This window comes from Pseudomonas entomophila (assembly GCF_013523165.1).
Taxonomy (GTDB): Bacteria; Pseudomonadota; Gammaproteobacteria; order Pseudomonadales; family Pseudomonadaceae; genus Aquipseudomonas; species Aquipseudomonas entomophila_A.
In genome coordinates, this window is sequence record NZ_JAAMQI010000002.1 from 18,555 (window position 1) to 45,457 (window position 26,903).

The window sequence follows — 26,903 nt, forward strand, 5'->3', positions numbered from 1 at the left end:
GTACGGAATGTGCTGATTTCGTGGGTCCTTCGGACCCAATCGCGGCACAGGGGCCGCTCCTACAGTGGGACCGCGATGATCTGCAACGCCGCGGTGTAACTACGGGTGTAGGAGCGGCCCCTGTGCCGCGATTGGGCCCGCAGGGCCCACAAAGCCCATCACCACGGTCCATGGATTGAAATGACAGCAGTTCGCAGAAACGTGCTGATTGCCCGTCGCGACGCAACGCCTGCCACAAGCATGACTCTGCCAGCAATAGGGCCAGGGCATATGCCGCCTGTATCGCGGGCAAGTCCGCTCCCGCAAGGTTCACGTATCCTTCCAATTCATTTGGATAAAAATCCTTTTGCTCAGGCTCGGACGATTTTTCAGTCACGCCGCTCCAGCCCCTCCCATCCCCCCACACAACCCATTACACTGCGCATCCGTGACACTATTTGTCGCATTACCATAACCTTTGGTAAAACCGCGTATGGCGCTGTAACAAGTTGTCGCTTGACGACAAGGTCAGCCGCCTAGCAGTCCCTACAATCCCCCCAACGCTCGCCGACCCAGGCCAGCGGTCCGCTTCAGGAGACTCCGATGTCCGTTGAGCAAGCCCCGGTGCACCGTGCCGATTTTGACCAGGTGATGGTCCCCAATTACGCGCCCGCCGGGTTCATTCCGGTGCGGGGCGAGGGCTCGCGTGTCTGGGACCAGTCGGGGCGCGAGCTGATCGACTTCGCCGGTGGCATTGCGGTCAACGCGCTCGGACATGCCCATCCGGCTTTGGTCAAGGCGCTGACCGACCAGGCCGGCAAGCTGTGGCACGTGTCCAACGTCTTCACCAACGAGCCGGCCCTGCGCCTGGCGCGCAAGCTGGTCGACGCGACCTTCGCCGACCGGGCGTTCTTCTGCAACTCCGGCGCCGAGGCCAACGAGGCCGCTTTCAAGCTTGCCCGGCGTGTGGCCCATGACCGTTTCGGCCCCGAGAAGCACGAGATCATCGCCACCCTCAACAGCTTCCACGGGCGCACCTTGTTCACCGTGAGCGTCGGCGGGCAACCGAAGTACTCCGATGGCTTCGGCCCGAAGATCACCGGGATCAGCCATGTGCCGTACAACGACCTGGAGGCCTTGAAAGCGCAGATCTCCGACAAGACCTGCGCGGTGGTCATCGAGCCGATCCAGGGCGAGAGCGGCGTGGTACCGGCCGACCAGGCCTACCTCGAAGGCGCGCGGGCCCTGTGCGACCAGCACGATGCCCTGTTGATCTTCGACGAAGTGCAGACCGGCGTCGGCCGCACCGGCTCGCTGTACGCCTACCAGCACTATGGCGTGACGCCGGACATCCTCACCAGCGCCAAGAGCCTGGGTGGCGGTTTCCCGATCGGGGCCATGCTCACCACCGAGGCGCTGGCCAGCCATTTGACGGTCGGTACCCATGGCACCACCTACGGGGGCAACGCGCTCGGGTGCGCCGTGGCCTGCGCGGTGCTGGACGTGATCAATACGCCCCAGGCGCTGGCGGCGATCCGGGCCAAGCACGACCGGTTCAGCACGCGCCTGGCGCAGATCGGCCAGCACCATGGTCTGTTCGGTCAGGTGCGCGGGCTGGGCCTGCTGATCGGTTGCGTCCTGGCCGAGCCGTGGAAAGGCAAGGCCAAGCAGGTTGTGGATGCCGCTGAGGCCGAAGGCCTGATGGTCCTGCAAGCCGGCCCCGACGTGGTGCGTCTCGCGCCGAGCCTGGTGATCGATGACGCCGACATCGACGAAGGCCTGGACCGTTTCGAGCGCGCGGTCGCCACCTTGACCCAGCGTTGAGCGACAGGCGCCGTCGTCCCCGGCGGGGCGGCGGCGACCGAATTCATACGGCGGTGACCGACAGGTGGCCGCCACTTCCCGCGCCGCTGCCGGCGACGCGTGTTTTCAAAGGAGTGACACCATGCTGGTGATGCGCCCTGCGCAGATGGCTGACCTGAACGACGTGCAGCGCATGGCCGCCGACAGCCCGGTGGGTGTCACCTCGTTGCCCGACGACGCGACCCGGCTGGGCGACAAGATCGCCGCGTCGGAAGCCTCGTTCGCCGCCGAGGTCAGCTTCAATGGCGAGGAGAGCTATTTCTTCGTGCTCGAGGACACCGCCACCGGTACGCTGGCCGGCTGTTCGGCGATCGTCGCCTCGGCCGGTTACTCCGAGCCGTTCTACAGCTTTCGCAACGAGACGTTCATGCACGCCTCGCGCGAGCTGAAGATCCACAACAAGATCCATGTGCTGTCGCTGTGCCACGACCTGACCGGCAACAGCCTGCTGACCAGTTTCTACGTGGTGCCCGAGCACGTCGACTCGGCCTGGGCCGAGCTCAACTCGCGAGGGCGGCTGTTGTTCATGGCCGACCACCCCGAGCGGTTCGCCGAGTCGGTGGTGACCGAGATCGTCGGGCACAGCGACGAGCAGGGCCAGTCACCGTTCTGGGATGCCATCGGGCGCCACTTCTTCGACATGCATTATGCCGAGGCCGAACGCCTCTGCGGGCTCAAGAGCCGCACGTTCCTGGCCGAGCTGATGCCCCATTACCCGATCTACGTCCCGTTGCTGCCCGACGAAGCCCAGGAAGCCATGGGCCTGGTGCACCCGCGGGCGCAGGTCACCTTCGACATCCTCATGCGCGAAGGTTTCGAGGCCGAGCATTACGTCGACATCTTCGACGGTGGCCCGACCCTGCATGCGCGGGTGTCGAGCATCCGTTCGATTGCCCAGAGCCAGTCGGTGCCGGTCGAGATCGCCGAGCAGGTGGTGGCGGGCAGCCGTGCCTACCTGGTCAGCAACGGCCAGTTGCAGACGTTTCGCGCCGTGTTGCTGAAGCTGGACTGGACGCCCGGTCAGCCGGTCACGCTCGACCGGCAGAGCGCCGACGCCCTGTTGCTCGACGCCGGCGCACACGTGCGCCTGGTGGCCGTCTGATGCCGGTGGCCGACGTGCCCCAGGCCGAGTTTCGCGGCAGCCGCCCAGCGCCGCCCAAGGAGAGAGCATGATCGTCCGTCCCGTACGCAGCAGCGACCTGCCGGCGCTGATCGAGTTGGCACGCAGCACCGGCAAGACCGGGCTGACCACCTTGCCGGCCAACGAGGAGCGCCTGGCCCAGCGCATCACCTGGGCCGAGAAGAGCTTCGCCGGGCAGGCCGAGCGCCCCGACACCGACTACCTGTTCGTGCTCGAGGACGACGAGGGCCTGGTGGTGGGCATCAGCGCCATCGCCGGTGGCGTCGGCCTGCGCGAGCCGTGCTACAACTTCCGGGTCGGCCTGACGGTCAGCGCGTCCCACGAGCTGAACATCTTTCGGGAAATCCCCACGCTGTTCCTGGCCAACGACCTGACCGGCAACGCCGAACTGTGCTCGCTGTTCCTGCACGGCGATCACCGCAGTGGCCTCAACGGACGGCTGCTGTCCAAGGCGCGCCTGCTGTTCATCGCCGAGTTCCCCGAGCTGTTCGGGCGCAAGGTCATGGCCGAGATGCGCGGGATCTGCGACGAGGCGGGCCGTTCGCCGTTCTGGGAAAGCCTGGGGCGGCACTTCTTCAAGATGGAGTTCAGCCAGGCCGACTACCTCACCGGCGTGGGCAACAAGTCGTTCATCGCCGAACTGATGCCGCGCTTTCCGCTGTACACCTGCTTCCTGTCGCCTGCGGCCCGCGACGTGATCGGCCAGGTGCACGCCGACACGCAGCCGGCGCTGAGCATCCTCAGCGGCGAGGGTTTCAACTACCAGGGGTATGTCGACATCTTCGACGCCGGGCCGGCGATCGAGTGCGAGACCGGCAAGATCCGCGCGGTGCGCGACAGCCAGACCCTGGTGCTGGCGATCGGCACGCCGGGCGACGATGCGCCGGTCTACCTGATCCACAACCGCAAGCGCGAAGCCTGTCGCATCGCTGCAGGGCCTGCCCGCCTGGCGGCCGGTACTCTGGTGGTCGATCCACTCACCGCCCGGCGCCTGCGCCTGGGGGCGGGTGACCATGTCCGTGCGGTGCCGTTGTCTTCGGGCCGGGAGTCGCCAGTGTGAAGGGCGCCGCTTCGCGCCTGGGGCGGGCCGTGGGCGAGGGCCTGCGATGAAGGCCCATGAAGTGAATTTCGATGGCCTGGTCGGGCCGACGCACAACTACGGTGGGCTGTCCCAGGGCAACGTCGCCTCGCAGCGCAACAGCCAGCAGGCATCCAACCCGCGTGAAGCGGCGCGCCAGGGGTTGGCGAAGATGAAGATGCTGATGGACCTGGGCTTCGTGCAGGGCGTTCTGGCGCCCCAGGAGCGCCCGGACATCGCCACCTTGCGGGGCCTTGGGTTCACCGGCAGCGACGCCGACGTGATCCGCCGCGCCGCGCGCGAGGCGATGCCCGTGCTGCTCGCCAGCTGTTCGGCCTCGAGCATGTGGGTCGCCAACGCCGCCACCGTCAGCCCCAGTGCCGACACGGCCGACGGGCGCGTGCACTTCACCGCGGCCAACCTCAATTGCAAGTACCACCGCAGCCTGGAGCACCCGACCACCAGCCGCCTCTTGGCGGCCATGTTCGCCGACCCGGCGCACTTCGCCCATCACCCGGCCTTGCCGGGGGTCATGCAGTTCGGCGACGAAGGCGCCGCCAACCACACCCGGCTGTGCCGCGACCCCGGCGAGCCGGGCCTGGAATTCTTCGTGTTCGGGCGCAGTGCGTTCGATGCGCGCTACCCGGCCCCGCAGCGCTACCCGGCCCGTCAGACCCTCGAAGCGTCGCAGGCGGTGGCCCGGCTGCACGGGCTGGACCCGGCGCGGGTAGTCTATGCCCAGCAGAACCCCGCCGTGATCGATCAGGGCGTGTTCCACAACGACGTGATCGCCGTGGGCAGTGGCGAGGTGCTGTTCCATCATCAGGACGCCTTCCTCGAGGGCGAGGCGGTGCTGGAGCAGCTGCGCGACGGCCTGGACCGTCTCGGCGGTGCATTGCGCGCCGTGCAAGTGCCACGCGCTGCCGTGCCGGTCGAGGACGCGGTGCGTTCTTACCTGTTCAATAGCCAGTTGCTGGGCCGCGCCGACGGGTCGATGCTGCTGCTGGTGCCCGAGGAGTGCCGTCACCACCCGCGCGTCTGGGCCTACCTGCAGCACCTGCTGGCCGAGGGCGGCCCGATCGCCGAGGTCAAGGTCATCGACCTCAAGCAGAGCATGCAGAACGGCGGTGGCCCGGCCTGCCTGCGGCTACGCGTCGCGCTCAAGGACACCGAGCTGGCGGCGGTCAACCCAGGGGTTATCATGACCCCGACGCTGCACGACACCTTGGTGCGCTGGGTCGACCGGCACTACCGCGACCGTTTGAGCGACGCCGACCTGGCCGACCCGGGCCTGCTGGACGAATGCCGTACCGCCCTCGACGAATTGACCCAGCTCCTGTGCCTGGGCAGCGTCTATCCTTTCCAATGTCACCCTTGAAGAGAGAACCCGATATGTCCGATGCCCTGCGCCTGATCCTCGAAGACGACGACGGCACCCAGTTGGAAACGTCCTGCACCCGCATGGCGGTGGTCTGGCAAGGCAAGGAGGTGTGGATCCAGCAGGACGGCCGTGGCCAGTTGCTGATCGGCGTGGACGTCGAGGAAGGCGACACCGAGTACGCCAACCTGCTGCTGCGTCCCATGGCCACCAACCTGGTCAGCCTGCAGCTGGAAATGGAACCGGCCGACCTGGGTGAGGAGGACGATCACGTCCACGGCCCGGACTGCGGTCACGCACACTGAGGGAGACCCGCCATGCTCGCCCTGGGCCGCCTGCTCGACCTGACGCTCGCCGACCATGAGCCGGCGGACAAGGTGCAGGTGACGGTCCAGGGCACACGGTTGCGCTGGTGGGGCAGCGGGGTGCTGGAAGTGCGCCCGCCCCAGGGCCAGGACAGTGGGTGTGACGTGCTGCTGTCGGCCGGCATCCACGGTCATCAGACGGCGCCGCCCGCGTTGCTCGATCGCCTGCTGCGGCGCATCGCCCATGGCCTGTTCATCCCGCAGGCACGCCTGTTGTTCGTGCTCGGCAACCCTGAAGCGATGCGGCGCGCCCAGCGCCATGCCGAGCAGGACCTCAACGGCCTGTTCAACGGGCGGCACGCCTCCACCAGCGGCATCGAGGCGTTGCGCGCTGCCGAGCTGGAGCAGCATGCCCGGGTGTTCTTCGGCGAGCCGGGGCGCCGACGCGCCCACTACGACCTGCACACGTTGGCGCGCGATGCCCGGTTCATGCCCTTTGCCGTCTGCGCGTTCACCCCGGCACGCGCGCCGTCGCGCCAGGCCTTGCTGCGCATGCAGGCTGCCGGCGTGCAGGCCGTGGTGTTGCAGGACAAACCGTCGTTCACCTTCAGTGCCTTCACCCGCGAACACCTGGCGGCCGAAGCCTTCACGCTCGAACTGGGCCGGGACGATGCCCTTGACCTTGACCCGATGGAAGAGCACCTGCGCCGGATGATCGACGCGGACGACGCCAGCCTGGGAGCAGGCGAGGCGACAGTGCCGCTGTTTCGCGTATCGCGGGAGATCGTCAAGCACAGCGAGCGGTTTCGCCTGCACCTGCCGCCTGACATCGAGCATTTCACTCCGGTGAGCCGCGGGACGCTGCTGGCCGAAGACCTGGCCAACGTACGCTGGGTGGTCGAGACGCACGGCGCACGGATCCTGTTCGCCAATGCCCAGGTGCGTCCAGGCGCGCGAGCGGGAATCCTGGTAGTGCCGGAGGCAGGCGAGTGGTTAGCGTGAGCGAGCGCTGTAACCGGAACAGGGCTGGCGTCCGCGCGGTGTCGCCGTGACCGGCCGCGTCAGGTGGGCCAGGTGCTCGGGCCGTCACGTGCCGGGCATGAGGTGACGCCCGGCCCTGTGCCACTCGCCCGTCGAGCACCGCCCTCCGTTCTGAAGGCCGGCCCCTGCGTGCCCACCTGCGACATTTTCCCCCACCCGTGCCCTCGCAAAGCGCCAGGCGAGGCGGGTATCGTATAAAACACACTGCATCACGCGTGCAGGACCGATATAATGCGGCCCTTTGCCTTGCCTCAAGGCCGCCGTTTCCGTGGAAGAATCTATGAAAAGCGCAGAAATCCGTGAAGCCTTCCTTCGCTTCTTCGAAGAGCAAGGGCATACCCGCGTCGCCTCCAGTTCGCTGATTCCGAACAACGACCCGACCTTGCTGTTCACCAACGCCGGCATGAACCAGTTCAAGGACTGCTTCCTGGGCCAGGAAAAGCGCGCCTACACCCGCGCCGTGAGCAGCCAGAAGTGCGTGCGTGCCGGGGGCAAGCACAACGACCTGGAAAACGTCGGCTACACCGCGCGCCACCACACGTTCTTCGAGATGCTCGGCAACTTCAGCTTCGGTGACTACTTCAAGCGTGATGCGATCACCTTCGCCTGGACCTTCCTGACCTCGGAACAGTGGCTGGGCCTGCCCAAGGACAAGCTGTGGGTCACCGTCTACGCCACCGACGACGAGGCCTACGACATCTGGACCCAGGAAATCGGCGTCCCGGCCGAGCGCATGGTGCGCATCGGCGACAACAAGGGCGCGCCGTATGCGTCCGACAACTTCTGGACCATGGGCGACACCGGCCCGTGCGGCCCGTGCACCGAGATCTTCTATGACCACGGTGCCGACATCTGGGGCGGCCCACCCGGCTCGCCCGAGGAAGACGGCGATCGCTACATCGAGATCTGGAACAACGTCTTCATGCAGTTCAACCGCACCGCCGACGGCGTGCTGCACCCGCTGCCCGCGCCATCGGTGGACACCGGCATGGGCCTGGAGCGCATCAGCGCCGTGCTGCAGCACGTGCACTCGAACTACGAGATCGACCTGTTCCAGAACCTGCTGGCCGCCGCTGCCCAGGCCATTGGCTGCAGCAACGATGCCCAGCCGTCGCTCAAGGTCGTGGCCGACCATATCCGCTCCTGCGGCTTCCTGATCGCCGACGGCGTGCTGCCGTCCAACGAAGGTCGCGGCTATGTGCTGCGCCGCATCATTCGCCGGGCATGCCGCCATGGCAACAAGCTCGGCGCCAAGGGCAGCTTCTTCTACCAGATCGTCGCCGCGCTGGTGGCCGAGATGGGCGAGGCCTTCCCCGAGCTCAAGAGCCAGCAGGCGCACATCGAGCGCGTCCTGAAGGCCGAGGAAGAGCAGTTCGCCAAGACCCTGGAGCAGGGCCTGCGCATCCTCGAGCAGGACCTGAGCCAGCTGCAGGGCGACGTGGTCCCGGGCGACGTGGTGTTCAAGCTGTACGACACCTACGGTTTCCCGATGGACCTGACCGCCGACATCGCCCGCGAGCGCAGCCTGACCATCGACGAAGCCGGCTTCGAGCAGGAAATGAACGCCCAGCGCGAGCGTGCGCGTTCGGCCAGCGCCTTCGGCATGGACTACAACAGCCTGGTCAAGGTCGACGTGGCCACCGAGTTCCTGGGGTATGCCGCCACCGAAGGCGAGGCCCGCGTGGTCGCGCTGTACAAGGACGGTGCCGCGGTCGAGCACCTGGGCGAAGGCGAGCAGGGCGTGGTCGTGCTCGACCGCACGCCGTTCTATGCCGAGTCCGGTGGCCAGATCGGCGACATGGGCTACCTGGAGGCAGGCGACGTGCGCTTCGACGTGCGTGACACCACCAAGACCGGCGGCGCCTTCCTGCACCACGGCGTGGTCGCCAGCGGCAGCCTGCAGGTCGGTGTCCAGGTCCAGACCTGGGTCGACGCCGACGTGCAGCAGGCCACCGCCTTGAACCACTCGGCCACCCACCTGCTGCACGCTGCGTTGCGCCAGGTGCTGGGCGATCACGTGCAGCAGAAAGGCTCGCTGGTCGACAGTCAGCGCCTGCGTTTCGACTTCAGTCACTTCGAGGCCATCAAGCCCGAGCAGCTCAAGGCGCTGGAAGACATCGTCAACCGCGAAGTGCGTCGCAACACCCCGGTCCTGACCGAAGAAACCGACGTCGAGACCGCCAAGCGCCGTGGCGCCATGGCCCTGTTCGGCGAGAAGTACGGTGACACCGTGCGCGTGCTGAGCATGGGCGGCGACTTCTCGGTCGAGCTGTGCGGCGGTATCCACGCCAAGCGCACCGGTGACATCAGCGTCTTCAAGATCGTCAGCGAAAGCGGCGTCGCCTCGGGCGTGCGTCGGATCGAGGCGGTCACCGGCGCCGCTGCGCTGGCGTGGTTGAACGCGGCCGAAGAGCAGGTCAAGGAAGTCGCGCAGCTGGTCAAGGGCAACCGTGACAACCTGATCGACAAGCTGTCGGCGGTGCTCGAGCGCAACCGTCAGCTGGAAAAGCAACTGGAACAACTGCAGGCCAAGGCCGCCAGCGCCGCCGGGGACGATCTCTCCAGTGCCGCGCAGGACGTCAAGGGCGCCAAGGTCCTGGCCGCACGCCTGGACGGGCAGGACGGCAAGGCCCTGCTGGCGCTGGTCGACCAGTTGAAGAACAAGCTCGGCCACGCAGTGATCCTGCTCGGCAGCGAGCACGAGGGCAAGGTCGTGCTGGTAGCCGGCGTGACCAAGGACCTCTCCAGCCAACTCAAGGCCGGTGAACTGATGAAGCAGGCCGCTGCGGCGGTGGGAGGCAAGGGCGGTGGTCGTCCGGACATGGCCCAGGGCGGTGGCGTCGACGTCGCGGCCCTCGACCAGGCCCTGGCCCTGGCCGTGCCTTTCGTCGAGCAAGGGCTTTGACCGACGCGGCCCGTCGGCAGCGACGGGCCGCGGCACCATGGATTGTTTATTGGGCGCCCTTCGTGGGCTGAGGCAGCTTTGAAATGGCGTTGATCGTACAGAAATTTGGCGGCACCTCTGTCGGATCCATCGAGCGGATCGAGCAGGTTGCCGACAAGGTCAAGAAATTCCGTGAGTCGGGCGACGACCTGGTGGTCGTGCTGTCGGCCATGAGCGGTGAAACCAACCGGTTGATCGAGCTGGCCAGACAGGTCACCGAGCACCCGGATCCGCGCGAACTCGATGTGATCGTGTCGACCGGCGAGCAGGTCACCATCGGCCTGCTGGCCATGGCGCTGAACAAGCGTGGCGTCCCGGCGGTGTCGTACACCGGTGCGCAGGTCCGCATCCTGACCGACAGTGCGCACAACAAGGCGCGCATCCTGCAGATCGACGACCAGAAGATCCGCGCCGACCTCAAGGCCGGGCGCGTGGTCGTGGTCGCCGGGTTCCAGGGGGTCGACGAGCAGGGCAACATCACCACGCTGGGCCGTGGCGGTTCGGACACCACCGGCGTGGCCCTGGCGGCGGCGCTGAAGGCCGACGAATGCCAGATCTACACCGACGTCGACGGCGTCTACACCACCGACCCGCGGGTCGTGGCGCAGGCGCGTCGTCTGGAGAAGATCACCTTCGAAGAGATGCTGGAAATGGCCAGCCTGGGTTCGAAGGTCCTGCAGATCCGCTCGGTGGAGTTCGCCGGCAAGTACAATGTCCCGCTGCGCGTGCTGCACAGCTTCAAGGAGGGTCCGGGGACCCTCATCACCATCGATGAAGAGGAATCCATGGAACAGCCGATCATTTCCGGTATCGCCTTCAACCGCGATGAAGCCAAGCTGACCATTCGTGGCGTACCGGACACCCCGGGCGTGGCGTTCAAGATCCTCGGCCCGATCAGCGCCTCGAACATCGAAGTGGACATGATCGTGCAAAATGTATCGCACGATAACACCACCGATTTCACCTTCACCGTGCACCGCAACGAGTACGAGAAGGCCCTGTCGGTGCTGCAGAACACGGCGCGCGAGATCGGCGCCCGCGAGACCACCGGCGACCTGAAGATCGCCAAGGTGTCCATCGTCGGCGTCGGCATGCGTTCGCACGCCGGTGTCGCCAGCCGCATGTTCGAAGCGCTGGCCAAGGAAAGCATCAACATCCAGATGATCTCCACCTCCGAGATCAAGGTCTCGGTGGTGATCGAGGAGAAGTACCTCGAGCTGGCGGTGCGTGCGCTGCACACGGCCTTCGAGCTGGACGCGCCATCGCGACAGAGTGAGTGAAGGACGGCCTCAAGGGGCGCGGCTTGCCGCGCCCTTCGTGTTTCTGGCCATCGGGGGCGACTCATCGCCCATGACGGCCATGTTTCGGCCATGGCGAGCCCCTGACCAGGGGCGGGCATGGCCACAGCGTCAAAGACTGTTATCCCTGAAATGATTTGCGTGAGGAAAGCGTATGTTGATTTTGACTCGTCGGTGCGCCGAGAGCTTGATCATTGGCGACGGTGAGATCACCGTGACCGTCCTGGGTGTCAAGGGCAACCAGGTACGTATCGGGGTCAGCGCACCCAAGGAAGTCGCCGTGCACCGTGAAGAAATCTACCTGAGAATCAAGAACGAGAAAGACGAAGAACCAACCCTTTAATTTTTCTCGGTTTTTTTTCGAAAAAGGGTTTGCAAACGGGGAGGGGTCTGGTTATTATACGCCCCGTGTTGCGGTGAGGTGGCCGAGTGGCCGAAGGCGCTCCCCTGCTAAGGGAGTATACCTCATAAGGGTATCGGGGGTTCGAATCCCCCCCTCACCGCCATTATTCGTGTAGGGCGCTTCATGCGGGTAAATGCTTAAGTCGTTGATGTATAACGAAAAAGTGATTGCCAAAAACGCACAGCGACCTATAATGCGCGGCAAGACACGGACCCATAGCTCAGCTGGATAGAGTACTCGGCTACGAACCGAGCGGTCAGAGGTTCGAATCCTCTTGGGTCCGCCATACAATGAAGCTGGTCTGCCAGTCAGATCAGCGTCATTATTACCAGTGGTAATCTGGTCTAAAACTACCGATCTGGACCCATAGCTCAGCTGGATAGAGTACTCGGCTACGAACCGAGCGGTCAGAGGTTCGAATCCTCTTGGGTCCGCCATACAAGATGATGCTGGTCGCTTGTCGATCAGCGTGATCCCACCAGTGGTAATCTGGTCTAAAACTACCGTATCGGACCCATAGCTCAGCTGGATAGAGTACTCGGCTACGAACCGAGCGGTCAGAGGTTCGAATCCTCTTGGGTCCGCCACATCCTGAAAAGCCCGCGCTTGTCGCGGGCTTTTTGCTGTCTGCGATACACGCATTCGCAAACGCCTGTTTTCTCCAACGCACGGCTTCTTGCCTACACGACAGATCATGCCCGTCGACAGAATCGATGGCACTGATCGACGTCTTTCCGGTCAGATCACTGACACGCAAACGATTGTTTCACCAAAAAATTTAGGCGATCTGGCTACGCAGTCCGTGTATGATTGCGCCCGTCAGCCCCGCCGGGGCTTGTGGACTCCCACCATGGACTTACCCAGTCGTTACTCACCCGATCCTTTCAGCCAGCTGAATCCGTCAGATTGATTATCCCGGCGTGCCCCACTGCTGGGAGTGGAGCACGCCTATGACCGAAGTAGAAGTCAAGAAAGCGCAGGAAAGCCTGCAGGACCGCCTGGCCCAGGTGGTCGAGCTGCTGCAGCGTCAGCGCGTCGTGGAAGACCTGACCCACCGTCAGGAAGGTCACCACCAGGACCGGGTGGAAAACCTCGTCCACCGGCAGAACCTCGTCGAGTTGCAACGCAAGCTCGATGACCTGCACCCCGCCGACATCGCCTACATCCTCGAAGCGCTGCCGTTGGAAGACCGCTTGACGGTCTGGCAGCTGGTGCGCTCGGACCGTGATGGCGACATCCTGCTCGAAGTCTCGGACGCGGTGCGTGAAAACCTGATCGCCGACATGGACAACCATGAGCTGCTGGCGGCAGCTCGCGAGATGGACGCCGACGAACTTGCTGACCTGGCTGCCGAGCTGCCGCGAGACGTCGTCCACGAGCTGATGGAAACCCTCGATGCGCAGCAGCGTGAGCGTGTTCGCTCGGCGTTGAGCTACGAGGAAGACCAGGTCGGTGCCTTGATGGACTTCGAGATGGTGACGATCCGTGAGGACGTCAGCCTCGAAGTGGTGCTGCGCTACCTGCGTCGTCTCAAGGAACTGCCTGGCCACACCGACAAACTCTTCGTCGTCGATCATGACGGCATCTTGCGCGGTGTCTTGCCGATCAAGCGGCTGTTGGTCACTGACCCCGAGCGTCAGGTCTCCGACGTCATGGCCAATGACCCGGTCAGCTTCGTGCCGGACGAAGACGCCTACGAGGCTGCCCAGGCGTTCGAGCGCTATGACCTGGTCTCGGCGCCAGTCGTCGACAAGAACGGGCGTCTGATCGGCCGATTGACCATCGACGAAATGGTCGACCTGATCCGTGAGGAAAGCGAGAGCGAAGTGCTCAACATGGCCGGTCTGCGCGAAGAAGAAGACATCTTCGCCTCGGTCTGGCGCTCGTTGCGCAACCGTTGGGCCTGGCTGGCCATCAACCTGATCACGGCCTTCCTCGCTTCGCGGGTCATCGGCCTGTTCGAAGGCTCGATCGAGAAACTGGTCGCGCTGGCCGCGCTGATGCCGATCGTGGCCGGTATCGGTGGCAACTCCGGCAACCAGACCATCACCATGATCGTCCGCGCCATGGCGTTGGACCAGGTCGCGCCTGGCAATACACGGCGGCTGATGCGCAAGGAGCTGGCGGTGTCCTTGATCAACGGTCTGGTCTGGGGTGGGGTGATCGGTGCAGTGGCCTTCGCGCTCTATGGCAGTTGGTCGCTGGGCGTGGTCATGACCGCTGCCATGACGCTCAACCTGCTGCTGGCCGCGCTCATGGGTGTCTTGATCCCGATGACCCTGGTGCGCCTGGGGCGCGACCCGGCGATGGGGTCGAGCGTGATGATCACGGCCGTGACCGACAGCGGCGGGTTCTTCATCTTCCTGGGCTTGGCCACGGTCTTCCTGCTCTGACCGACAGACATGAAAAAAGCCAGCGAACGCTGGCTTTTTTCATAGCGTGGACGCGGTGGTGATCAGGACGCGTCGGCGGCCATCTCGGCATCGTGGGCGATCAACGAAACCAGCGCATTCTGTTGGCGGTGGGACAGCTGGCGGAAACGTTGCAGCAGCTCGCGCTCGTGCAGGGACAGCTCCGGGCTGTCCAGGCGCATGCTCAACTCGTCACCCAGGGCACCCTCTTGGATGAGGCTCTGCTCCAGGCGGGCGATGATTTCCGAGTTCATGCTGCGATGATGATTGCGCGCCACCTCGGCAATGCGCTCGCGCATCCCGTCTGGCAGGCGTACGACAAACTTGTCTGCAGTGCGGCTCGAGTAGATAGCCTGTTTCATTGGGCGCATAGTATTGACCGGATTTTTTCTAGTTCAAGGGGGAAGCGGTTCTCGAAATGGGCCGCGCGGTGGGACTACGACAGTGCGGATGGCAAAACGTTCAACCGTGACCGTTACGAGCCGCTCATCTTGCCTCAAGGTCGCCGTTTCCTTGGCGTCAAATCTGTGACAAATAGTGAGCTGGGTACAGGCTCTTTGCCAGTACCAATTATCAGAAATGCGGACTGGTTTGAAAAGTGATCGATTTTTTAAGGTCGCTCTCAAAGCGTCAGACGACTGCCGCCAGAAAAGCATTGCCTGTCGCCGACCCTGGGCTCAGACAGGGCGGAGTGTGCTTCTGACTTGTCCGGCGACCCATTCAACCGTGGAGTGACCATGCCTGATCCTGTGCGCGAAATGCCGTCTGGTTCGTGGGGAACCATCATTTATCTGGTCGGCCCTTCCGGGTCGGGGAAGGATTCGCTCATCGAGGCTGCCGAGCCGTACCTGGCTCGCCTGGGCGTGCGCCGTGCGCGTCGGGTGATCACGCGCTCGGCCGAGGCCAAGGGCGAGCAGGCCACAGGCGTCAGCCGCGATGCATTCGACGCGTACGCGCGCGATGGGGCTTTCGCCTTGCACTGGCAGGCCAATGGCCTGGCCTATGGCATTCCTGCGCACATCGACACCTGGCTGGCCCAGGGACAGAGCGTGCTGGTCAATGGCTCGCGTGCGCATCAGGCGCAGGCCCTGCAACGCTATCCGGGCATGATCACGCTGCAGCTGCAGGTGTCACACGCCGTGTTGCGTCAGCGTCTGGAGGCAAGAGGACGGGAATCGAACGAGGACATCGAGCAGCGGCTGGCACGCAGTGCGGCATTGCAGCCGTTGGAAGGGGAGGCGGTGTACGTGCTGGACAATTCTGGCGATCTGAACGACACGGTGAAGGCGTTGGTAGCGTTACTGGAGCGCCTGGGCATCACGCATCGGGGCTGATGGCTTCAGAAAGCCACACGGTCGGACAAGCGTGTCTGGATGACAGGAGCGCCTTCGCCCATGACGGCCTGACGCATGCCTTGGCCGACGTGGTAATCGAGCCCGGCGACCTGAGCCGGTTGACTGTCGACGACGCCCAGGGCAACGACACAGGTCAGGGCCAGGGTGTTGAGGGCGATCAGCAGACGGGTCATGGCAGGCTCCTTCGAAGCAATGAGTAGCAGGCATTCGAGTAGTGCAGACACCGTGCCAACTGTCCGATGCGCGTTTCAGTCAATGAATCGGGCGCATGGACGGAACTTTTCGAACGGTGCCGATTGCACTTTGCATTCTGCACGCACAGGGCTCGTGCAAAATGCCCGGAACTTCTGCTGCCTTTTGCTGACAGGCCATTTGGAAACGGCTGACAGCCAGCATTTCAGGCGGTGACATAGCATGGTCTCCCTCGACACGACCTGGACGCGTCGCTCGAAATCACCGATTCATTCTTGCCAACCCACCGGGAAACACGCATTATTCGCGACCGACGGCGCCGCTCGTACCGTCGCTGTCAGCACTGACGTGGTCTGCTGAAACAAGTCCCTGTAGTTTAATGGATAGAACGGCCCCCTCCTAAGGGGTCGGTGCAGGTTCGATTCCTGCCGGGGACGCCATGACCTTCAGGTCGAGGCGCATGTTCTGCGCGATGCCTCCTTTCACACTTTACCCCTCATCCAAACGCACCCTTGCGCCCCTTGCAGGTCCGAAGAACACATTCTTCGTATCGAGGCACCGCCATGGCCATCTCCGTAACCAAGCTGACGGGCGAGCACATCCCGGCGCACCTGCGACGTCCCAACCTGACCGAACTGTTCGCCGTCACCGATGACGACGGCACCGTGTACCACCTGGAGGACGATGTCGAAGCCGCGCGTCTGGCGGTGCAATTGAGCGACGAGGCCCGTCAGGATGAGCCCACGCAAACAGGCGAGTGAGCAGGCTCAGCCCGTGGGTCAGCGGTATCCCCGCACGCCCGACGGACGTTACTTCGTGGTCAAGCAGCAGTTGTGGCGCTGCACCGACCCGTCTCTGCCTGAAGATCGCCGGCAGGCGCTGGTCAGCGAGTTGATGACGGCGCGGCGTGAGGTCAGGCAGGCCAAGCAGCTGGATGACGCTGAACGTTTGCGCCAGGCCCGGGCACGGGTGAACGCTGCCAAAGTGGCGTTGGGGGAGCGGGGGCCGGTCTGGTGGAACGACGGAGCGCCGGATTTAAATCGGCGGAACGTGACGCAGACGCCTTATGCGGGGTGGTTCGAGGCGCAGGGGGAGCAGGGGTGAGGTGCGCAGCGTGAGCCGCGCGCTGGAGTGTGTCTGATCCCGATAGGCAAAATGCAGAAGACGTATGGCTGATTTTGTGGGCCCTGCGGGCCCAATCGCGGCCGGTCCGGCGCTCCGGCAGGGGCTGCTCCTACACCCGCCGCAGTGGCACAGGCAATCGCGGTCCCATGTGGGAGATTCTATGGTTTCTGCCAAGTGCTAATGTGGGCCCTGCGGGCCCAATCGCGGCACAGGGGCCGCTCCTACACCCGTAGCCCCATCGCGGCATGGCAGGCCTGTGCGGCCCCAGTGCCGCGATGGGCCGCAAAGCGGCCCCAAAATTCGCAAAATCGACACAAAGCCCGAAGATTTCAGAATCCCCCAATCCAATACCGCTCACCGCTCACCGCCCTTCACACATGCAACGCATGCCCCAACGCCCTCAAGGCCGCCTCCTGCACCGCTTCCCCCAATGTCGGGTGCGCATGAATGGTACCGGCCACATCCTCCAGCCGCGCGCCCATCTCCAAGGACTGCGCGAACGCCGTGGACAGCTCGGACACCCCCACCCCGACCGCCTGCCACCCCAGGATCAGGTGGTTGTCCCGCCGGGCCACCACGCGCACGAAGCCGCGCTTGGACTCCAAGGTCATCGCCCGGCCATTGGCCGCGAACGGGAATTGCGCCGTCAGGCAGTCCACGCCCTGGTCACCGGCCTGCTCCGGGGTCAGGCCCGCCACCACCACTTCGGGGTCGGTGAAACACACGGCTGCAATGGCGCGCGGTTCGAAGCGCCGCTGCCGGCCGGCGATCAGCTCGGCGACCAGCTCGCCCTGGGCCATGGCCCGGTGCGCCAGCATCGGTTCACCGGTCACATCGCCGATCGCCCAGACGTTGCGCATGCTGGTCTGGCAGCGATCGTCCACGGCGATGGCCGCGCCGCGCATGTCCAGGCTCAGCCCTTCGAGGCCAAAGCCCCGGGTGCGCGGCGTACGCCCGACCGCCACCAGGATACGATCGCCTTCCAGCTCGAGGGTCTGACCCTCGGGGTCACGTACCCGCAAACGACCCTGTTCAGGGTCGTGCCCCTCGACGGTATGGCCCAGGTACAACGCGATCCCCAACTGCCGGGCGGCCTCGGCCACCGGCTGGGTCAGCTCGGCATCGTAGGCCGGCAAGACCTGCGTGCGCGACTCGACCACACTGACGGCGACCCCGAGCTTGCGGTAGGCGATCCCCAGCTCCAGGCCGATGTAGCCGGCCCCTACCACGACCAGGTGGCGCGGCAAGGTCTGCGGCGCCAGGGCTTCGGTGGAGGACACGACGGCGCCGCCCAACGGCAGCATCGGCAGCTCCACACTGCTGGACCCGGTGGCCAGCACCAGGTGTTCGCAACGGATGCGCCGGCCGTCGACCTCGACCTGCTTGCCATCGAGCAGCCGCGCCCAGCCATGGATCACCGTCACGCCATGCTTTTTCAGCAGCGCCGCCACGCCTGTGGTCAGGCGGTCGACGATGCCGTCCTTCCACGCCACGCTACGGGTGATGTCCAGGCGGGGCGAGGACACGTCGATGCCGAGTTCACCTCGCTCGGCGTGCCGGCAGGCCTGATGGAACTGTTCGGCCACGTGGATCAGGGCCTTGGACGGGATGCAGCCCACGTTCAGGCACGTACCGCCCAGCGCACTGCCTTCGACCAGCACCGTCGCGATGCCGAGCTGCGCCGCACGAATCGCCGCCACGTAGCCGCCAGGGCCGCCACCGAGGATCAGCAGTTGGGTATCGAGCATGTCAGACATCGGTCACTCCACGAACAGGCAGGCAGGTTGCTCGAGCAGGCCGCGCACGGCCTGGATGAAGCGGGCGGCGTCCATGCCGTCGACCACGCGGTGGTCGAAGGAGCTGGACAGGTTCATCAGGGTCCGGACCACGATCTGCCCGTCGACCACCACCGGCCGCTGGACCATGCGGTTGACGCCGACGATGGCCACTTCCGGCACGTTGATCACCGGCGTGCTGGCGATGCCGCCCAGGGCGCCGAGGCTGGTCAGGGTGATGGTGGAGCCGGAGAGCATGTCGCGGCTGGCCTTGCCCTGGCGCGCAGCCTGGGCCACGCGGACGATCTCGGCCGCGTTGTCCCACAGGCCACCGGCTTCGGCGTGGCGCAGCACAGGCACCATCAGGCCGTTGTCGCCCTGGGTGGCGATGCCCACGTGCACGGCGCCGTGCTGGGTGATCATCTGGGCCTGATCGTCGTAGGTGGCGTTGATCTGCGGGAAGTCGCGCAGCGCCACGACCAGCGCGCGCACCAGCAGCGGCAGCAAGGTCAGCTTGCCGCGGCGCTCGCCCCAAGTGTCGTTGAGCTGCTTGCGCAGCGCTTCCAGTGCCGTCACGTCGACTTCCTCGACGTAGCTGAAGTGCGCGACCCGACGCTTGGCATCCTGCATCCGCTCGGCGATCTTGCGCCGTAGCCCGATCACCGGGATCTGACGGCTGTCGGTGCGTGGCGCAGGACCAGCGTGCCGGGGGGCGCCTGTGGCAGGGCGCTGCAGGAAGCTGTCGAGATCTTCGTGCAGGATCCGGCCGGCCGGGCCGCTACCCTGTACATAGCGCAGCTCGACGCCGGCCTCCAGGGCACGCTTGCGCACGGCCGGCGAGGCGAGCGGCTTCTCGGCGGGCAGCGCCTGCCGCGTCGAGGACGGAATCCTGGGCGCGTCGAGCGCGGGTGCGGGCGCAGCGGGCGCCGGCTGGGCCGGGGCCGGGGGTGCAGCACAAACGGCAGGCGCAGCGTCGGCCGGGGCAGGGTGCGCAGCAGGAGAGACGTCCGCGCGGGGCGTGTCCGCGGCATTGCCGGCGCCCTGGACCTCGATGCGGATCAGCTCGCTGCCGACCGCCATGACTTCCCCTGGCGTGCCGCCCAGGGCCAGCACCGTGCCCGCCACGGGCGACGGGATCTCCACGGTGGCCTTGTCGGTCATGACGTCGGCCACGACCTGGTCTTCGCCGATCACATCGCCGACCTTGACGAACCATTCCACCAGTTCGACCTGAGCGATGCCTTCGCCGATGTCCGGCATCTTGATGACGTGCGTGCCCATTCAGACCTCCATGACCCGTTTCAATGCGGCGCCCACGCGGGCAGGGCCGGGGAAGTAGGCCCACTCCTGCGCGTGGGGGTAAGGGGTGTCCCAGCCGGTGACGCGCTCGATCGGCGCTTCCAGGTGATGGAAACAGTGCTCCTGCACCAGCGCGACCAGTTCGGCGCCGAAGCCGCAGGTACGCGTGGCCTCGTGCACGATGACGCAGCGGCCGGTCTTCTTCACCGACGCGACCAGGGTGTCGAGGTCCAGCGGCCAGAGGCTGCGCAAGTCGATCACCTCGGCGTCCACGCCGCTTTCCTCGGCCGCGACCTGGGCCACGTAGACCGTGGTGCCGTAGGTGATCACCGTGACCTCGTCGCCAGGGCGGACGATCGCCGCCTTGTCCAGCGGCACCTGGTAGTAACCCTCCGGGACCGCGCTTAGCGGGTGCTTGGACCAGGGTGTCACCGGCCGGTCGTGATGGCCGTCGAACGGCCCGTTGTACAGGCGCTTGGGCTCCAGGAAGATCACCGGGTCATCGCATTCGATCGAGGCGATCAACAACCCCTTGGCGTCGTACGGGTTGGACGGCATCACCGTGCGCAGGCCGCAGACTTGGGTGAACATCGCTTCCGGGCTCTGGCTGTGGGTCTGCCCACCATAGATGCCGCCGCCGCAGGGCATGCGCAGGGTCAGCGGCGAGATGAACTGGCCGGCGGAGCGGTAGCGCAGCCGCGCCATCTCCGAGACGATCTGGTCGGACGCCGGGTAGAAGTAGTCGGCGAACTGGATTTCCACCACCGGGCGCAGCCCGTAGGCGCCCATGCCCACGGCGGTGCCGACGATGCCGCTCTCGGAGATCGGGGCATCGAACACCCGCGACGCGCCATACTTGGCCTGCAGGCCTTCGGTGCAGCGGAACACACCGCCGAAGTAGCCCACGTCCTGGCCGTAGATCACCACGTCGTCATCGCGCTCGAGCATGAGGTCCATGGCCGAGCGCAAGGCCTGGATCATGGTCATGTCCCGGGTGCGCACGGCGGTGTCCAGGTCGATGCCACTGTTGCAATCGTTCATCGTCAAACCCCCATCTGCTGGCGCTGGCGGCGCAGGTGTTCGGGCATCTCTTTGTAGACGTCCTCGAACATCGACGCGGCGCTGGGAATGTGGCCATTGGCAAGCGTGCCATGGCGCTCGGCTTCCTTCTGCGCGGCGATCACCTCAGCCTCGAGTTCGGCGCTGACCGCCTCGTGCTCCTCGCTCGACCAGAGGCCGAGGGCTTCGAGGTGCTGGCGCAGGCGCGCGATCGGGTCGCCCAGCGGGAAGTGGCGCCAGTCGTCGGCAGGGCGGTACTTGGACGGGTCGTCGGAGGTGGAGTGGGGGCCGGCACGGTAGGTCACCCATTCGATCAGCGTCGGGCCATGGCCACGGCGTGCACGTTCGGTGGCCCAGCACGAGGCGGCGTAGACGGCCAGGAAGTCGTTGCCGTCCACCCGCAGCGACGCGATGCCGCAGCCCACGCCACGGCCGGCGAAGGTGGTCGCCTCACCCCCGGCGATGGCCTGGAAGGTCGAGATCGCCCACTGGTTGTTGACCACGTTGAGGATCACCGGAGCCCGGTACACGTGGGCGAAGGTCAGGGCGGTGTGGAAGTCGGATTCGGCGGTGGCGCCATCGCCGATCCAGGCCGAGGCGATTCGCGTGTCGCCCTTGATCGCCGAGGCCATGGCCCAGCCGACCGCCTGGACGAACTGCGTGGCCAGGTTGCCGCTGATGGTGAAGAAGCCGGCGTCGCGAACCGAATACATGATCGGCAACTGACGGCCCTTGAGCGGGTCGCGCTCGTTGGACAGCAGTTGGCAGATCATCTCCACCAGCGACACGTCGCGCGCCATCAGGATGCTCTGCTGGCGATAGGTCGGGAAACACATGTCGTCACGGTTCAGCGCCAGGGCCTGGGCTGTGCCGATGGCTTCCTCGCCCAGGCTCTGCATGTAGAAGGACATCTTCTTCTGTCGTTGGGCGACCACCATGCGGTTGTCGAAGATCCGCGTCTTGAGCATGGCGCGCAGGCCCTGGCGCAGGACGTCCGGCGCGATGCCCTCGGCCCAGGGGCCGAGCGCGTTGCCCTGGCCATCGAGCACGCGGATTAGCCCGTGGCTGAGGTCGGCGGTGTCGGCCGGTTCGACGTCGATCGGGGGTTTGCGAACCTGGCCTGCATCGTTCAGGCGCAGGTAGGAAAAATCGGTCTGGCAGCCGGGCCGGCCCGTAGGCTCAGGCACGTGCAGGCGCAGCGGTGCGTACTCGTTCATGCTGTCCACGCTCGCTCGGGATTATTGTTGTGAGCTTCGAAGTCGTGCCGACCTGCCGAAAGATGGGCGGCAGGTCCTGGTCACCTCAATGATAGGAGCAGTCGGGAAGAATATTTCTCTGATGTGCGTTGCCTTTGTGCCATGCAACGGATAAATATTCTGCATAACCACAAGAACAAGGTGAGTTTCTCTGATGCGAAAACTCGATCGCACCGACATCGGCATTCTCAACCAGTTGCAGGAGAACGCCCGGATCACCAACGCCGACCTGGCGCGTGCCGTCAACCTGTCGCCGACCCCCTGCTTCAACCGCGTCAAGGCCATGGAGCAGGCCGGCGTGATCCGTCAGCAAGTCACCCTGCTGGCGCCCGACGTGCTGGGCCTGGACGTCAATGTGTTCATCCACGTGAGCCTGGAAAAACAGGTCGAGCAGTCGCTGCACCGCTTCGAGGAAGAGATCGCCGAACGCCCCGAGGTCATGGAGTGCTACCTGATGACCGGCGACCCGGACTACCTGTTGCGCGTGCTGCTGCCCAGCATCCAGGCGCTGGAGCGGTTTCTCGATTACCTGACGCGCCTGCCGGGCGTGGCCAACATCCGCTCCAGCTTCGCGCTCAAGCAGGTGCGCTACAAGACCGCACTGCCTTTGCCCGGCAATGGCCTGACCCTGCGCGAGTGACGACAGGGCCGCACGTGATCGACGAGGCATTGTCCCTGGTCCGGGAACTGTTGCCCAAGGCGTTCATCGAACCTGTGTTCGTGCGCAGCGTGGCGCCCTCGTGGGCCCTCTGCGACCCTGCGTCCAATGATGTTTTTTTGCCTGGCCGGGCCTGCGGCATTCGGCGTTAGCCCTTATGCTCTTGGTTTGCCACTTGCCCCGGCCAATCGTTTCTTTCACCTGCACCAAGGAGCCTACGGGACGCCGATGCGACAGATCTGGAAGTCATTTCGCTCGCTGTATTTCGCTGCCCTGATGATGTTGATCGGCTCCGGCCTGCTCAGCACCTACCTGGCCCTGCGCCTGGCCGCCGAGCAGGTCGACAGCCTGTGGGTCGGTGCGCTGATGGCCGCCAACTACTTCGGCCTGGCGGTCGGGGGCAAGATCGGTCACCGGCTGATCGCCCGCGTCGGGCACATCCGCGCCTATGCGACGTGCGCCGGCATCGTCGGGGCCGCCGTGCTCGGGCATGGCATGACCGACTGGCTACCGGCCTGGGTCGGGCTACGGATGATCGTCGGCATGGGCATGATGTGCCAGTACATGGTGCTGGAGAGCTGGCTCAACGAACAGGCCGATGCCAAGCAGCGCGGCGCGGTGTTCAGTGGCTACATGATCTTCTCCTACCTGGGGCTGGTGCTCGGCCAGCTGATCCTGGTGGTGCACCCCGAACTGGGCCCTGAACTGCTGATGCTGGTCGCGATGTGCTTCGCCCTGTGCCTGGTGCCGGTGGCCATGACCCGGCGCATTCACCCGGCGCCCTTGCGCCCGGCCCCGATGGAGCCACGCTTCTTCATCAAGCGTGTGCCGCAATCGTTGAGTACCGTGCTGGGCGCGGGGCTGATCGTCGGGTCGTTCTACGGCCTGGCACCGGTATATGCCGCAGGGCAGGGGTTGAGTACCGAGCAGGTCGGTCTGTTCATGGGCTTCTGCATCTTCGCAGGCCTGGTGGTGCAGTGGCCGCTGGGCTGGCTGTCCGACCGCTATGACCGTGCCGTGCTGATCCGCACCGTCGCCACGGGCATGGCGCTCAGTTCGCTGCCCCTGGCCTTGCTGCCAGTGGTGCCTCTGGAAGTCCTGTTCGGCATCGGTTTCTTGATTTCGCTGCTGCAGTTCTGCCTGTACCCGCTGGCCGTGGCGTTTTCCAACGACCACGTCGAGAGCGAACGCCGGGTTTCGCTGACGGCCATGCTGCTGGTGACCTACGGCGTCGGCGCCAGCATCGGCCCACTGGTCGCCGGTGTACTGATGAAACTGCTCGGCCCGCAGATGCTGTATGCCTTCTTCGTGTTCTTCGCGCTGGTGCTGGTATGGCGGATCCGCCCGAAAGCCGTGACCGGGCTGCACCAGGTCGAGGATGCACCGTTGCACCACGTGGCCATGCCGGCGGCCGGCTCGCCGTTGTCGGCCGCGCTGGACCCACGCGTGGACGAGCAGGTGGTGCACGACGTGATGCAGGCGCCGGTAGCGGCGGAAGACACCGAGGAGGAGGACCCGGAACAGGGGGGCGTGCCGGAGACGGAGGTCGTCGAGGAGGAACCGCGCAAGTAAGGAGTGCAGGTCAGTGGGTGCTGTTCTTTGCATCGACTGATGCTGCGGGATGTTGCGGGCCCTTTGGGCCCAATCGCGGCACAGGGTCCGCTCCTACAGTTGACCGCGTCGCTGATCTGCCAGCCCGGCGCGACCTTCCTGTAGGAGCGGCCCCTGCCGGGACGCCGGACTGGCCGCGATGGGCCCGAAAGGCCCTGAAGCTCAATAATCGTCCTGATCGAACCGCCGCGCCTCGCGCTGCAGCTGGTACACGAAACTCTCGACGCGCCGCTGCACCTGGCCATTGAGGTTGTGGAAGCGCACCCCGGCGAACGTGGTGTTGAACCGCTCTTCGTAATGCAGGTGCCGCAGCTCCACCATCACCTGGGACATGCCCAGTGGCTTGCTGGCGCTGAACCGGTCGTAGACCTGGCCCAGTTGCAGGTAGTCCTCCACGTTGCCGTCGAAGCGAAGCTTGCAACCGGTGGCCGAGATGTCCAGCAGCTTGCCGCGCAGCAGGCCACTGCCCTTGAGCCGGTCGCCATCGAGCACGATGTCCACCAGTTGCGACAGCTTGAGCGCGGCCCGGAAGGCATTGCGGCGCTGGTGGTAGACGATCTGCTCCGGGAGGCTGCCTTTGTAGCAGCGGCCCTGGCCGCACTGGCTGATGGTCAGCGCCGTGGTGCATTCCCAGGCGATGCGCACGCCGTCGTGGAAGCCTTCGACCCGGAAGGCTTCACCGTTCTCGATGAATTTCTCGCCGTCGCGTGGAATCAGCTCGTCCAGCGCCAGCGTGCCGCTGTCCCGATCGACGTCCACCACATAGCTTTGAAAACGCTGCGCGCGGTCATGGAAGGTGATGATCAGCGGGTCATGGCTGTCTTGCAGGGCGCGCAGGTTGGACACCACCTCCAGAGGTGTGGTCAGCACCTGGGGCGGCTGAGGGGCATCGGCATCATCGAACACGGGTAATCAATCTCCAGGCAAAAACGACACACGCAAGGCGAGGCATTCTGCCAGCATGTATCGCGCCTTGACAGCAGTATTCACACTTGGCTGAGCGTGCGAGGGCCGGCAAGTGGGGCGGTGGTGCCACGGCTGTTGTAGAGCGACGGGGATTCACCCCCCATGAGGATGCGGACCTGGGTCGCGGTCGCCTGCTGCTGCATCTGGATGACCCGGCCATTGGTCTCGTTGATCGCCTGGCAGGCCTCCATCAACCCCGTGAGCACGTCGAGCTGCTGCAGCAGCACCTCGCCCAGGGAAGACTGCGCGGCAACGGCCTGCACCCCTGCGCGGTCGGCCGACAGGCCGAGGCTGTTCAGCAGGTGGTTGCGGCGACGGCCTTGCTGCTCGAGCAGCACGATCAGCGATTGCTTGCGTGCCAGGATGTTCTCCAGCACGACCATGTCCCGACCATGCAGGGCGACCGCCTCGTTCTGCAACAAGGTCAGCAGCTCCTGGGTCGGGGCGATGTCGTCTTCGATCAGTTGCAGCAAGCTGGTGTCGTGCATGGCAGGCTCTTGGCGTGAACGTACGGGACGTCAGGGCGACGAAAGGTCAGCGCTGCGCTTCGAAACCGAGCAGTTTGCTGGCGACTCGACCGGCATCGACCTGGTAGCTGCCATCGGCGATGGCCTGCTTCAGCGCCGCCACGCGGCCCTTGTCCACGACCGGCTGATCGCGCAGGTTGTCGGTGATCTTCTGCAACTGCTGGGCCTCCTGGCTCAGATGCACGGCTTCGCCGCTGACGCTGGCACGCGGCGCGGTGGCGCTGGTGTCGGCAGTTTTTTCGGTGCTGTTGGCGGAGCCCACGGCACGCGTACCGCCGACGGATGGTGAATTGTTCAAACGACTGAAGTCGATGACCATGATCAGAAACCTCTGGGTTCAGGACGCTTGCCTTGTTTTCGGCCATCGGTGCAAAAACTTTAGGCACGAAAAGGCAACCGCTTGTCAGCAGGGTTCGATTAAACCCTAGCGGCACAGTGTAGGAAAAGCCGGCCTGAACCGCCAGCCCGGTCTACATGGCCACCTCGACCTGCCCTGGCCCCACGACCATGGCCTTCACCACCCGGTTGGAGTTGAGATTGCGCACGCGGATCTGCTCGCTCAGACCACCCTTGACCAGCGCCTCGCCCGGCATGCGCACGCTCAGGCTGCCGCTGCGGGCGATGATCACCACGTGATCGCCCTTGCGGATCACCTCGGCCTGCTCCAGGTGTTGAGGCGTCAAGACTTGATCGAGCACGGTCGGGCGCACCAGCTTCATGCCGACGGCCTGGTCGAGCTGGCTGAGAAAACCCCGGTTCAGGCTGCCCACGTCGCGTTCGCGCAGAACGACGTCACCTTCGCCGATGACGCTTTCGCGCTTGAGCGGCCGGCTCATCACCACCACCTCACGGTACAGGTGCACCTGTGCCGGGACGAACACCGTCCAAGGCGCCGCGCCGTTGCAGCGTACGCGCACCGTCACCCGGCCCATGGGCTGCGCGGGGCTTTCCAGCGACGCGTCGAGGTCGCGGTCGCACAGGGGCATGCGCAGGCGCGGGTCGATCGTGTTGACCTCCACCTCGTAACGGCCCTCGGTCTGGCTGGTCGCCAGATAATCCTCGACGGCGTACTCAAGAAACCCCTGGGCCACGCCGATAAGCTGTTCAGGCGCGGTGAACGTGTCGGCGTGCGGGCGCAGGCCGGGTGCAAGCAGACACGTCGCGGCCACCAGGGCAGGCAACTGGCGCATCATTCGTCGGGATACTGTCGTTTTCTCAGGCATACCGCTCGAATAGCAA

General features: G+C 65.2%; 25 protein-coding genes and 5 tRNA genes. 20 read left to right on the forward strand and 10 right to left on the reverse strand.

Going from position 1 to position 26,903, the window contains the following annotated elements:
- Positions 1–582: 582 nt before the first annotated feature.
- The 14 genes from G7Z99_RS01855 (at position 583) to mgtE (ending at position 13,823) form a co-directional block, all read left to right on the forward strand.
- Positions 583–1,803 carry an aspartate aminotransferase family protein gene (locus tag G7Z99_RS01855; RefSeq protein WP_181091510.1) on the forward strand — a complete coding sequence of 407 codons (1,221 nt, stop codon included), beginning with the start codon at positions 583–585 and terminating at the stop codon, positions 1,801–1,803.
- Between the two features lie 121 nt (positions 1,804–1,924).
- On the forward strand, positions 1,925–2,944 hold the full coding sequence (gene aruF / locus G7Z99_RS01860; RefSeq protein ID WP_181091512.1) for an arginine/ornithine succinyltransferase subunit alpha: 1,020 nt from the start codon (positions 1,925–1,927) through the stop codon (positions 2,942–2,944).
- A gap of 67 nt (positions 2,945–3,011) precedes the next feature.
- Entirely contained in the window at positions 3,012–4,043 is a 1,032-nt protein-coding gene (gene astA, locus G7Z99_RS01865; protein ID WP_181091514.1) for an arginine N-succinyltransferase, read from the forward strand.
- A 46-nt stretch (positions 4,044–4,089) separates the two neighbouring features.
- Positions 4,090–5,439, forward strand: coding sequence for an N-succinylarginine dihydrolase (gene astB, locus G7Z99_RS01870; RefSeq protein WP_181091516.1), 1,350 nt, complete (start codon positions 4,090–4,092; stop codon positions 5,437–5,439).
- 14 nt (positions 5,440–5,453) lie between these two features.
- Complete coding sequence (locus tag G7Z99_RS01875; protein ID WP_181091518.1) at positions 5,454–5,744, forward strand: topoisomerase II; 291 nt, start codon at positions 5,454–5,456, stop codon at positions 5,742–5,744.
- A gap of 12 nt (positions 5,745–5,756) precedes the next feature.
- Positions 5,757–6,746, forward strand: coding sequence for a succinylglutamate desuccinylase (locus G7Z99_RS01880; RefSeq protein WP_181091520.1), 990 nt, complete (start codon positions 5,757–5,759; stop codon positions 6,744–6,746).
- A gap of 319 nt (positions 6,747–7,065) precedes the next feature.
- On the forward strand, positions 7,066–9,690 hold the full coding sequence (alaS, locus tag G7Z99_RS01885; RefSeq protein ID WP_181091522.1) for an alanine--tRNA ligase: 2,625 nt from the start codon (positions 7,066–7,068) through the stop codon (positions 9,688–9,690).
- 83 nt (positions 9,691–9,773) lie between these two features.
- Complete coding sequence (locus G7Z99_RS01890; protein WP_181091524.1) at positions 9,774–11,009, forward strand: aspartate kinase; 1,236 nt, start codon at positions 9,774–9,776, stop codon at positions 11,007–11,009.
- A 172-nt stretch (positions 11,010–11,181) separates the two neighbouring features.
- Positions 11,182–11,370 (forward strand): carbon storage regulator CsrA, encoded by a 189-nt coding sequence (csrA, locus tag G7Z99_RS01895; protein WP_181091526.1) that lies wholly within the window; start codon positions 11,182–11,184, stop codon positions 11,368–11,370.
- Between the two features lie 72 nt (positions 11,371–11,442).
- Positions 11,443–11,533: transfer RNA gene (locus tag G7Z99_RS01900), tRNA-Ser, on the forward strand.
- A gap of 106 nt (positions 11,534–11,639) precedes the next feature.
- Positions 11,640–11,716, forward strand: a tRNA-Arg gene (locus G7Z99_RS01905).
- A gap of 74 nt (positions 11,717–11,790) precedes the next feature.
- Positions 11,791–11,867: transfer RNA gene (locus G7Z99_RS01910), tRNA-Arg, on the forward strand.
- Positions 11,868–11,940: 73 nt separating this feature from the next.
- A tRNA-Arg gene (locus G7Z99_RS01915) sits at positions 11,941–12,017 on the forward strand.
- A gap of 363 nt (positions 12,018–12,380) precedes the next feature.
- The gene (gene mgtE, locus G7Z99_RS01920; protein WP_181091528.1) at positions 12,381–13,823 is read left to right on the forward strand and encodes a magnesium transporter; all 1,443 of its coding nucleotides are present in this window, start codon (positions 12,381–12,383) and stop codon (positions 13,821–13,823) included.
- Between the two features lie 62 nt (positions 13,824–13,885).
- On the opposite strand, the gene G7Z99_RS01925 is transcribed toward mgtE, so the two are convergent.
- Positions 13,886–14,212, reverse strand: coding sequence for an Arc family DNA-binding protein (locus G7Z99_RS01925; protein WP_060394444.1), 327 nt, complete (start codon positions 14,210–14,212; stop codon positions 13,886–13,888).
- Positions 14,213–14,578: 366 nt separating this feature from the next.
- Between G7Z99_RS01925 and phnN the strand changes: the two genes are divergently transcribed.
- Positions 14,579–15,175: a phosphonate metabolism protein/1,5-bisphosphokinase (PRPP-forming) PhnN gene (gene phnN / locus G7Z99_RS01930; protein ID WP_181091530.1), complete on the forward strand. Its 597-nt coding sequence runs from the start codon at positions 14,579–14,581 to the stop codon at positions 15,173–15,175.
- Positions 15,176–15,180: 5 nt separating this feature from the next.
- Here phnN and G7Z99_RS01935 read toward each other — a convergent pair whose 3' ends face one another.
- The gene (locus G7Z99_RS01935) at positions 15,181–15,369 is read right to left on the reverse strand and encodes a hypothetical protein (protein WP_181091532.1); all 189 of its coding nucleotides are present in this window, start codon (positions 15,367–15,369) and stop codon (positions 15,181–15,183) included.
- A 384-nt stretch (positions 15,370–15,753) separates the two neighbouring features.
- Between G7Z99_RS01935 and G7Z99_RS01940 the strand changes: the two genes are divergently transcribed.
- From G7Z99_RS01940 to G7Z99_RS01950, 3 genes are all read left to right on the forward strand, one after another.
- Positions 15,754–15,828: transfer RNA gene (locus tag G7Z99_RS01940), tRNA-Arg, on the forward strand.
- A 123-nt stretch (positions 15,829–15,951) separates the two neighbouring features.
- The gene (locus tag G7Z99_RS01945) at positions 15,952–16,149 is read left to right on the forward strand and encodes a hypothetical protein (RefSeq protein ID WP_181091534.1); all 198 of its coding nucleotides are present in this window, start codon (positions 15,952–15,954) and stop codon (positions 16,147–16,149) included.
- Positions 16,124–16,492, forward strand: coding sequence for a hypothetical protein (locus tag G7Z99_RS01950; RefSeq protein WP_181091536.1), 369 nt, complete (start codon positions 16,124–16,126; stop codon positions 16,490–16,492). Before G7Z99_RS01945 ends, G7Z99_RS01950 begins: the two co-directional genes overlap by 26 nt.
- A gap of 392 nt (positions 16,493–16,884) precedes the next feature.
- On the opposite strand, the gene lpdA is transcribed toward G7Z99_RS01950, so the two are convergent.
- Genes lpdA through G7Z99_RS01970 form a run of 4 tightly spaced genes read right to left on the reverse strand, consistent with a single transcriptional unit; the run spans position 16,885 to position 21,863 of the window.
- The gene (lpdA, locus tag G7Z99_RS01955; RefSeq protein ID WP_181091538.1) at positions 16,885–18,270 is read right to left on the reverse strand and encodes a dihydrolipoyl dehydrogenase; all 1,386 of its coding nucleotides are present in this window, start codon (positions 18,268–18,270) and stop codon (positions 16,885–16,887) included.
- Positions 18,271–18,273: 3 nt separating this feature from the next.
- Positions 18,274–19,569: a dihydrolipoamide acetyltransferase family protein gene (locus G7Z99_RS01960; protein ID WP_181091540.1), complete on the reverse strand. Its 1,296-nt coding sequence runs from the start codon at positions 19,567–19,569 to the stop codon at positions 18,274–18,276.
- Positions 19,570–20,628 carry an alpha-ketoacid dehydrogenase subunit beta gene (locus G7Z99_RS01965; protein ID WP_181091542.1) on the reverse strand — a complete coding sequence of 353 codons (1,059 nt, stop codon included), beginning with the start codon at positions 20,626–20,628 and terminating at the stop codon, positions 19,570–19,572.
- Positions 20,629–20,630: 2 nt separating this feature from the next.
- Positions 20,631–21,863, reverse strand: a complete 1,233-nt coding sequence (locus G7Z99_RS01970) for a 3-methyl-2-oxobutanoate dehydrogenase (2-methylpropanoyl-transferring) subunit alpha (RefSeq protein WP_181091544.1) — start codon at positions 21,861–21,863, stop codon at positions 20,631–20,633.
- A 193-nt stretch (positions 21,864–22,056) separates the two neighbouring features.
- Between G7Z99_RS01970 and bkdR the strand changes: the two genes are divergently transcribed.
- Positions 22,057–22,542: a Bkd operon transcriptional regulator BkdR gene (bkdR, locus tag G7Z99_RS01975; protein WP_181091546.1), complete on the forward strand. Its 486-nt coding sequence runs from the start codon at positions 22,057–22,059 to the stop codon at positions 22,540–22,542.
- A 246-nt stretch (positions 22,543–22,788) separates the two neighbouring features.
- On the forward strand, positions 22,789–24,132 hold the full coding sequence (locus G7Z99_RS01980; RefSeq protein WP_181091548.1) for an MFS transporter: 1,344 nt from the start codon (positions 22,789–22,791) through the stop codon (positions 24,130–24,132).
- Positions 24,133–24,333: 201 nt separating this feature from the next.
- On the opposite strand, the gene G7Z99_RS01985 is transcribed toward G7Z99_RS01980, so the two are convergent.
- The 4 genes from G7Z99_RS01985 to flgA all read right to left on the reverse strand — a co-directional run bounded on the left by G7Z99_RS01985 (position 24,334) and on the right by flgA (position 26,887).
- Entirely contained in the window at positions 24,334–25,077 is a 744-nt protein-coding gene (locus G7Z99_RS01985; RefSeq protein WP_181091550.1) for a flagellar brake protein, read from the reverse strand.
- Positions 25,078–25,157: 80 nt separating this feature from the next.
- Positions 25,158–25,625 (reverse strand): flagella synthesis protein FlgN, encoded by a 468-nt coding sequence (locus G7Z99_RS01990; protein WP_181091552.1) that lies wholly within the window; start codon positions 25,623–25,625, stop codon positions 25,158–25,160.
- A 46-nt stretch (positions 25,626–25,671) separates the two neighbouring features.
- Entirely contained in the window at positions 25,672–25,983 is a 312-nt protein-coding gene (flgM, locus tag G7Z99_RS01995) for a flagellar biosynthesis anti-sigma factor FlgM (RefSeq protein WP_181091554.1), read from the reverse strand.
- Between the two features lie 151 nt (positions 25,984–26,134).
- Positions 26,135–26,887, reverse strand: a complete 753-nt coding sequence (gene flgA, locus G7Z99_RS02000) for a flagellar basal body P-ring formation chaperone FlgA (RefSeq protein WP_181091556.1) — start codon at positions 26,885–26,887, stop codon at positions 26,135–26,137.
- Between the last annotated feature and the right edge of the window lie 16 nt (positions 26,888–26,903).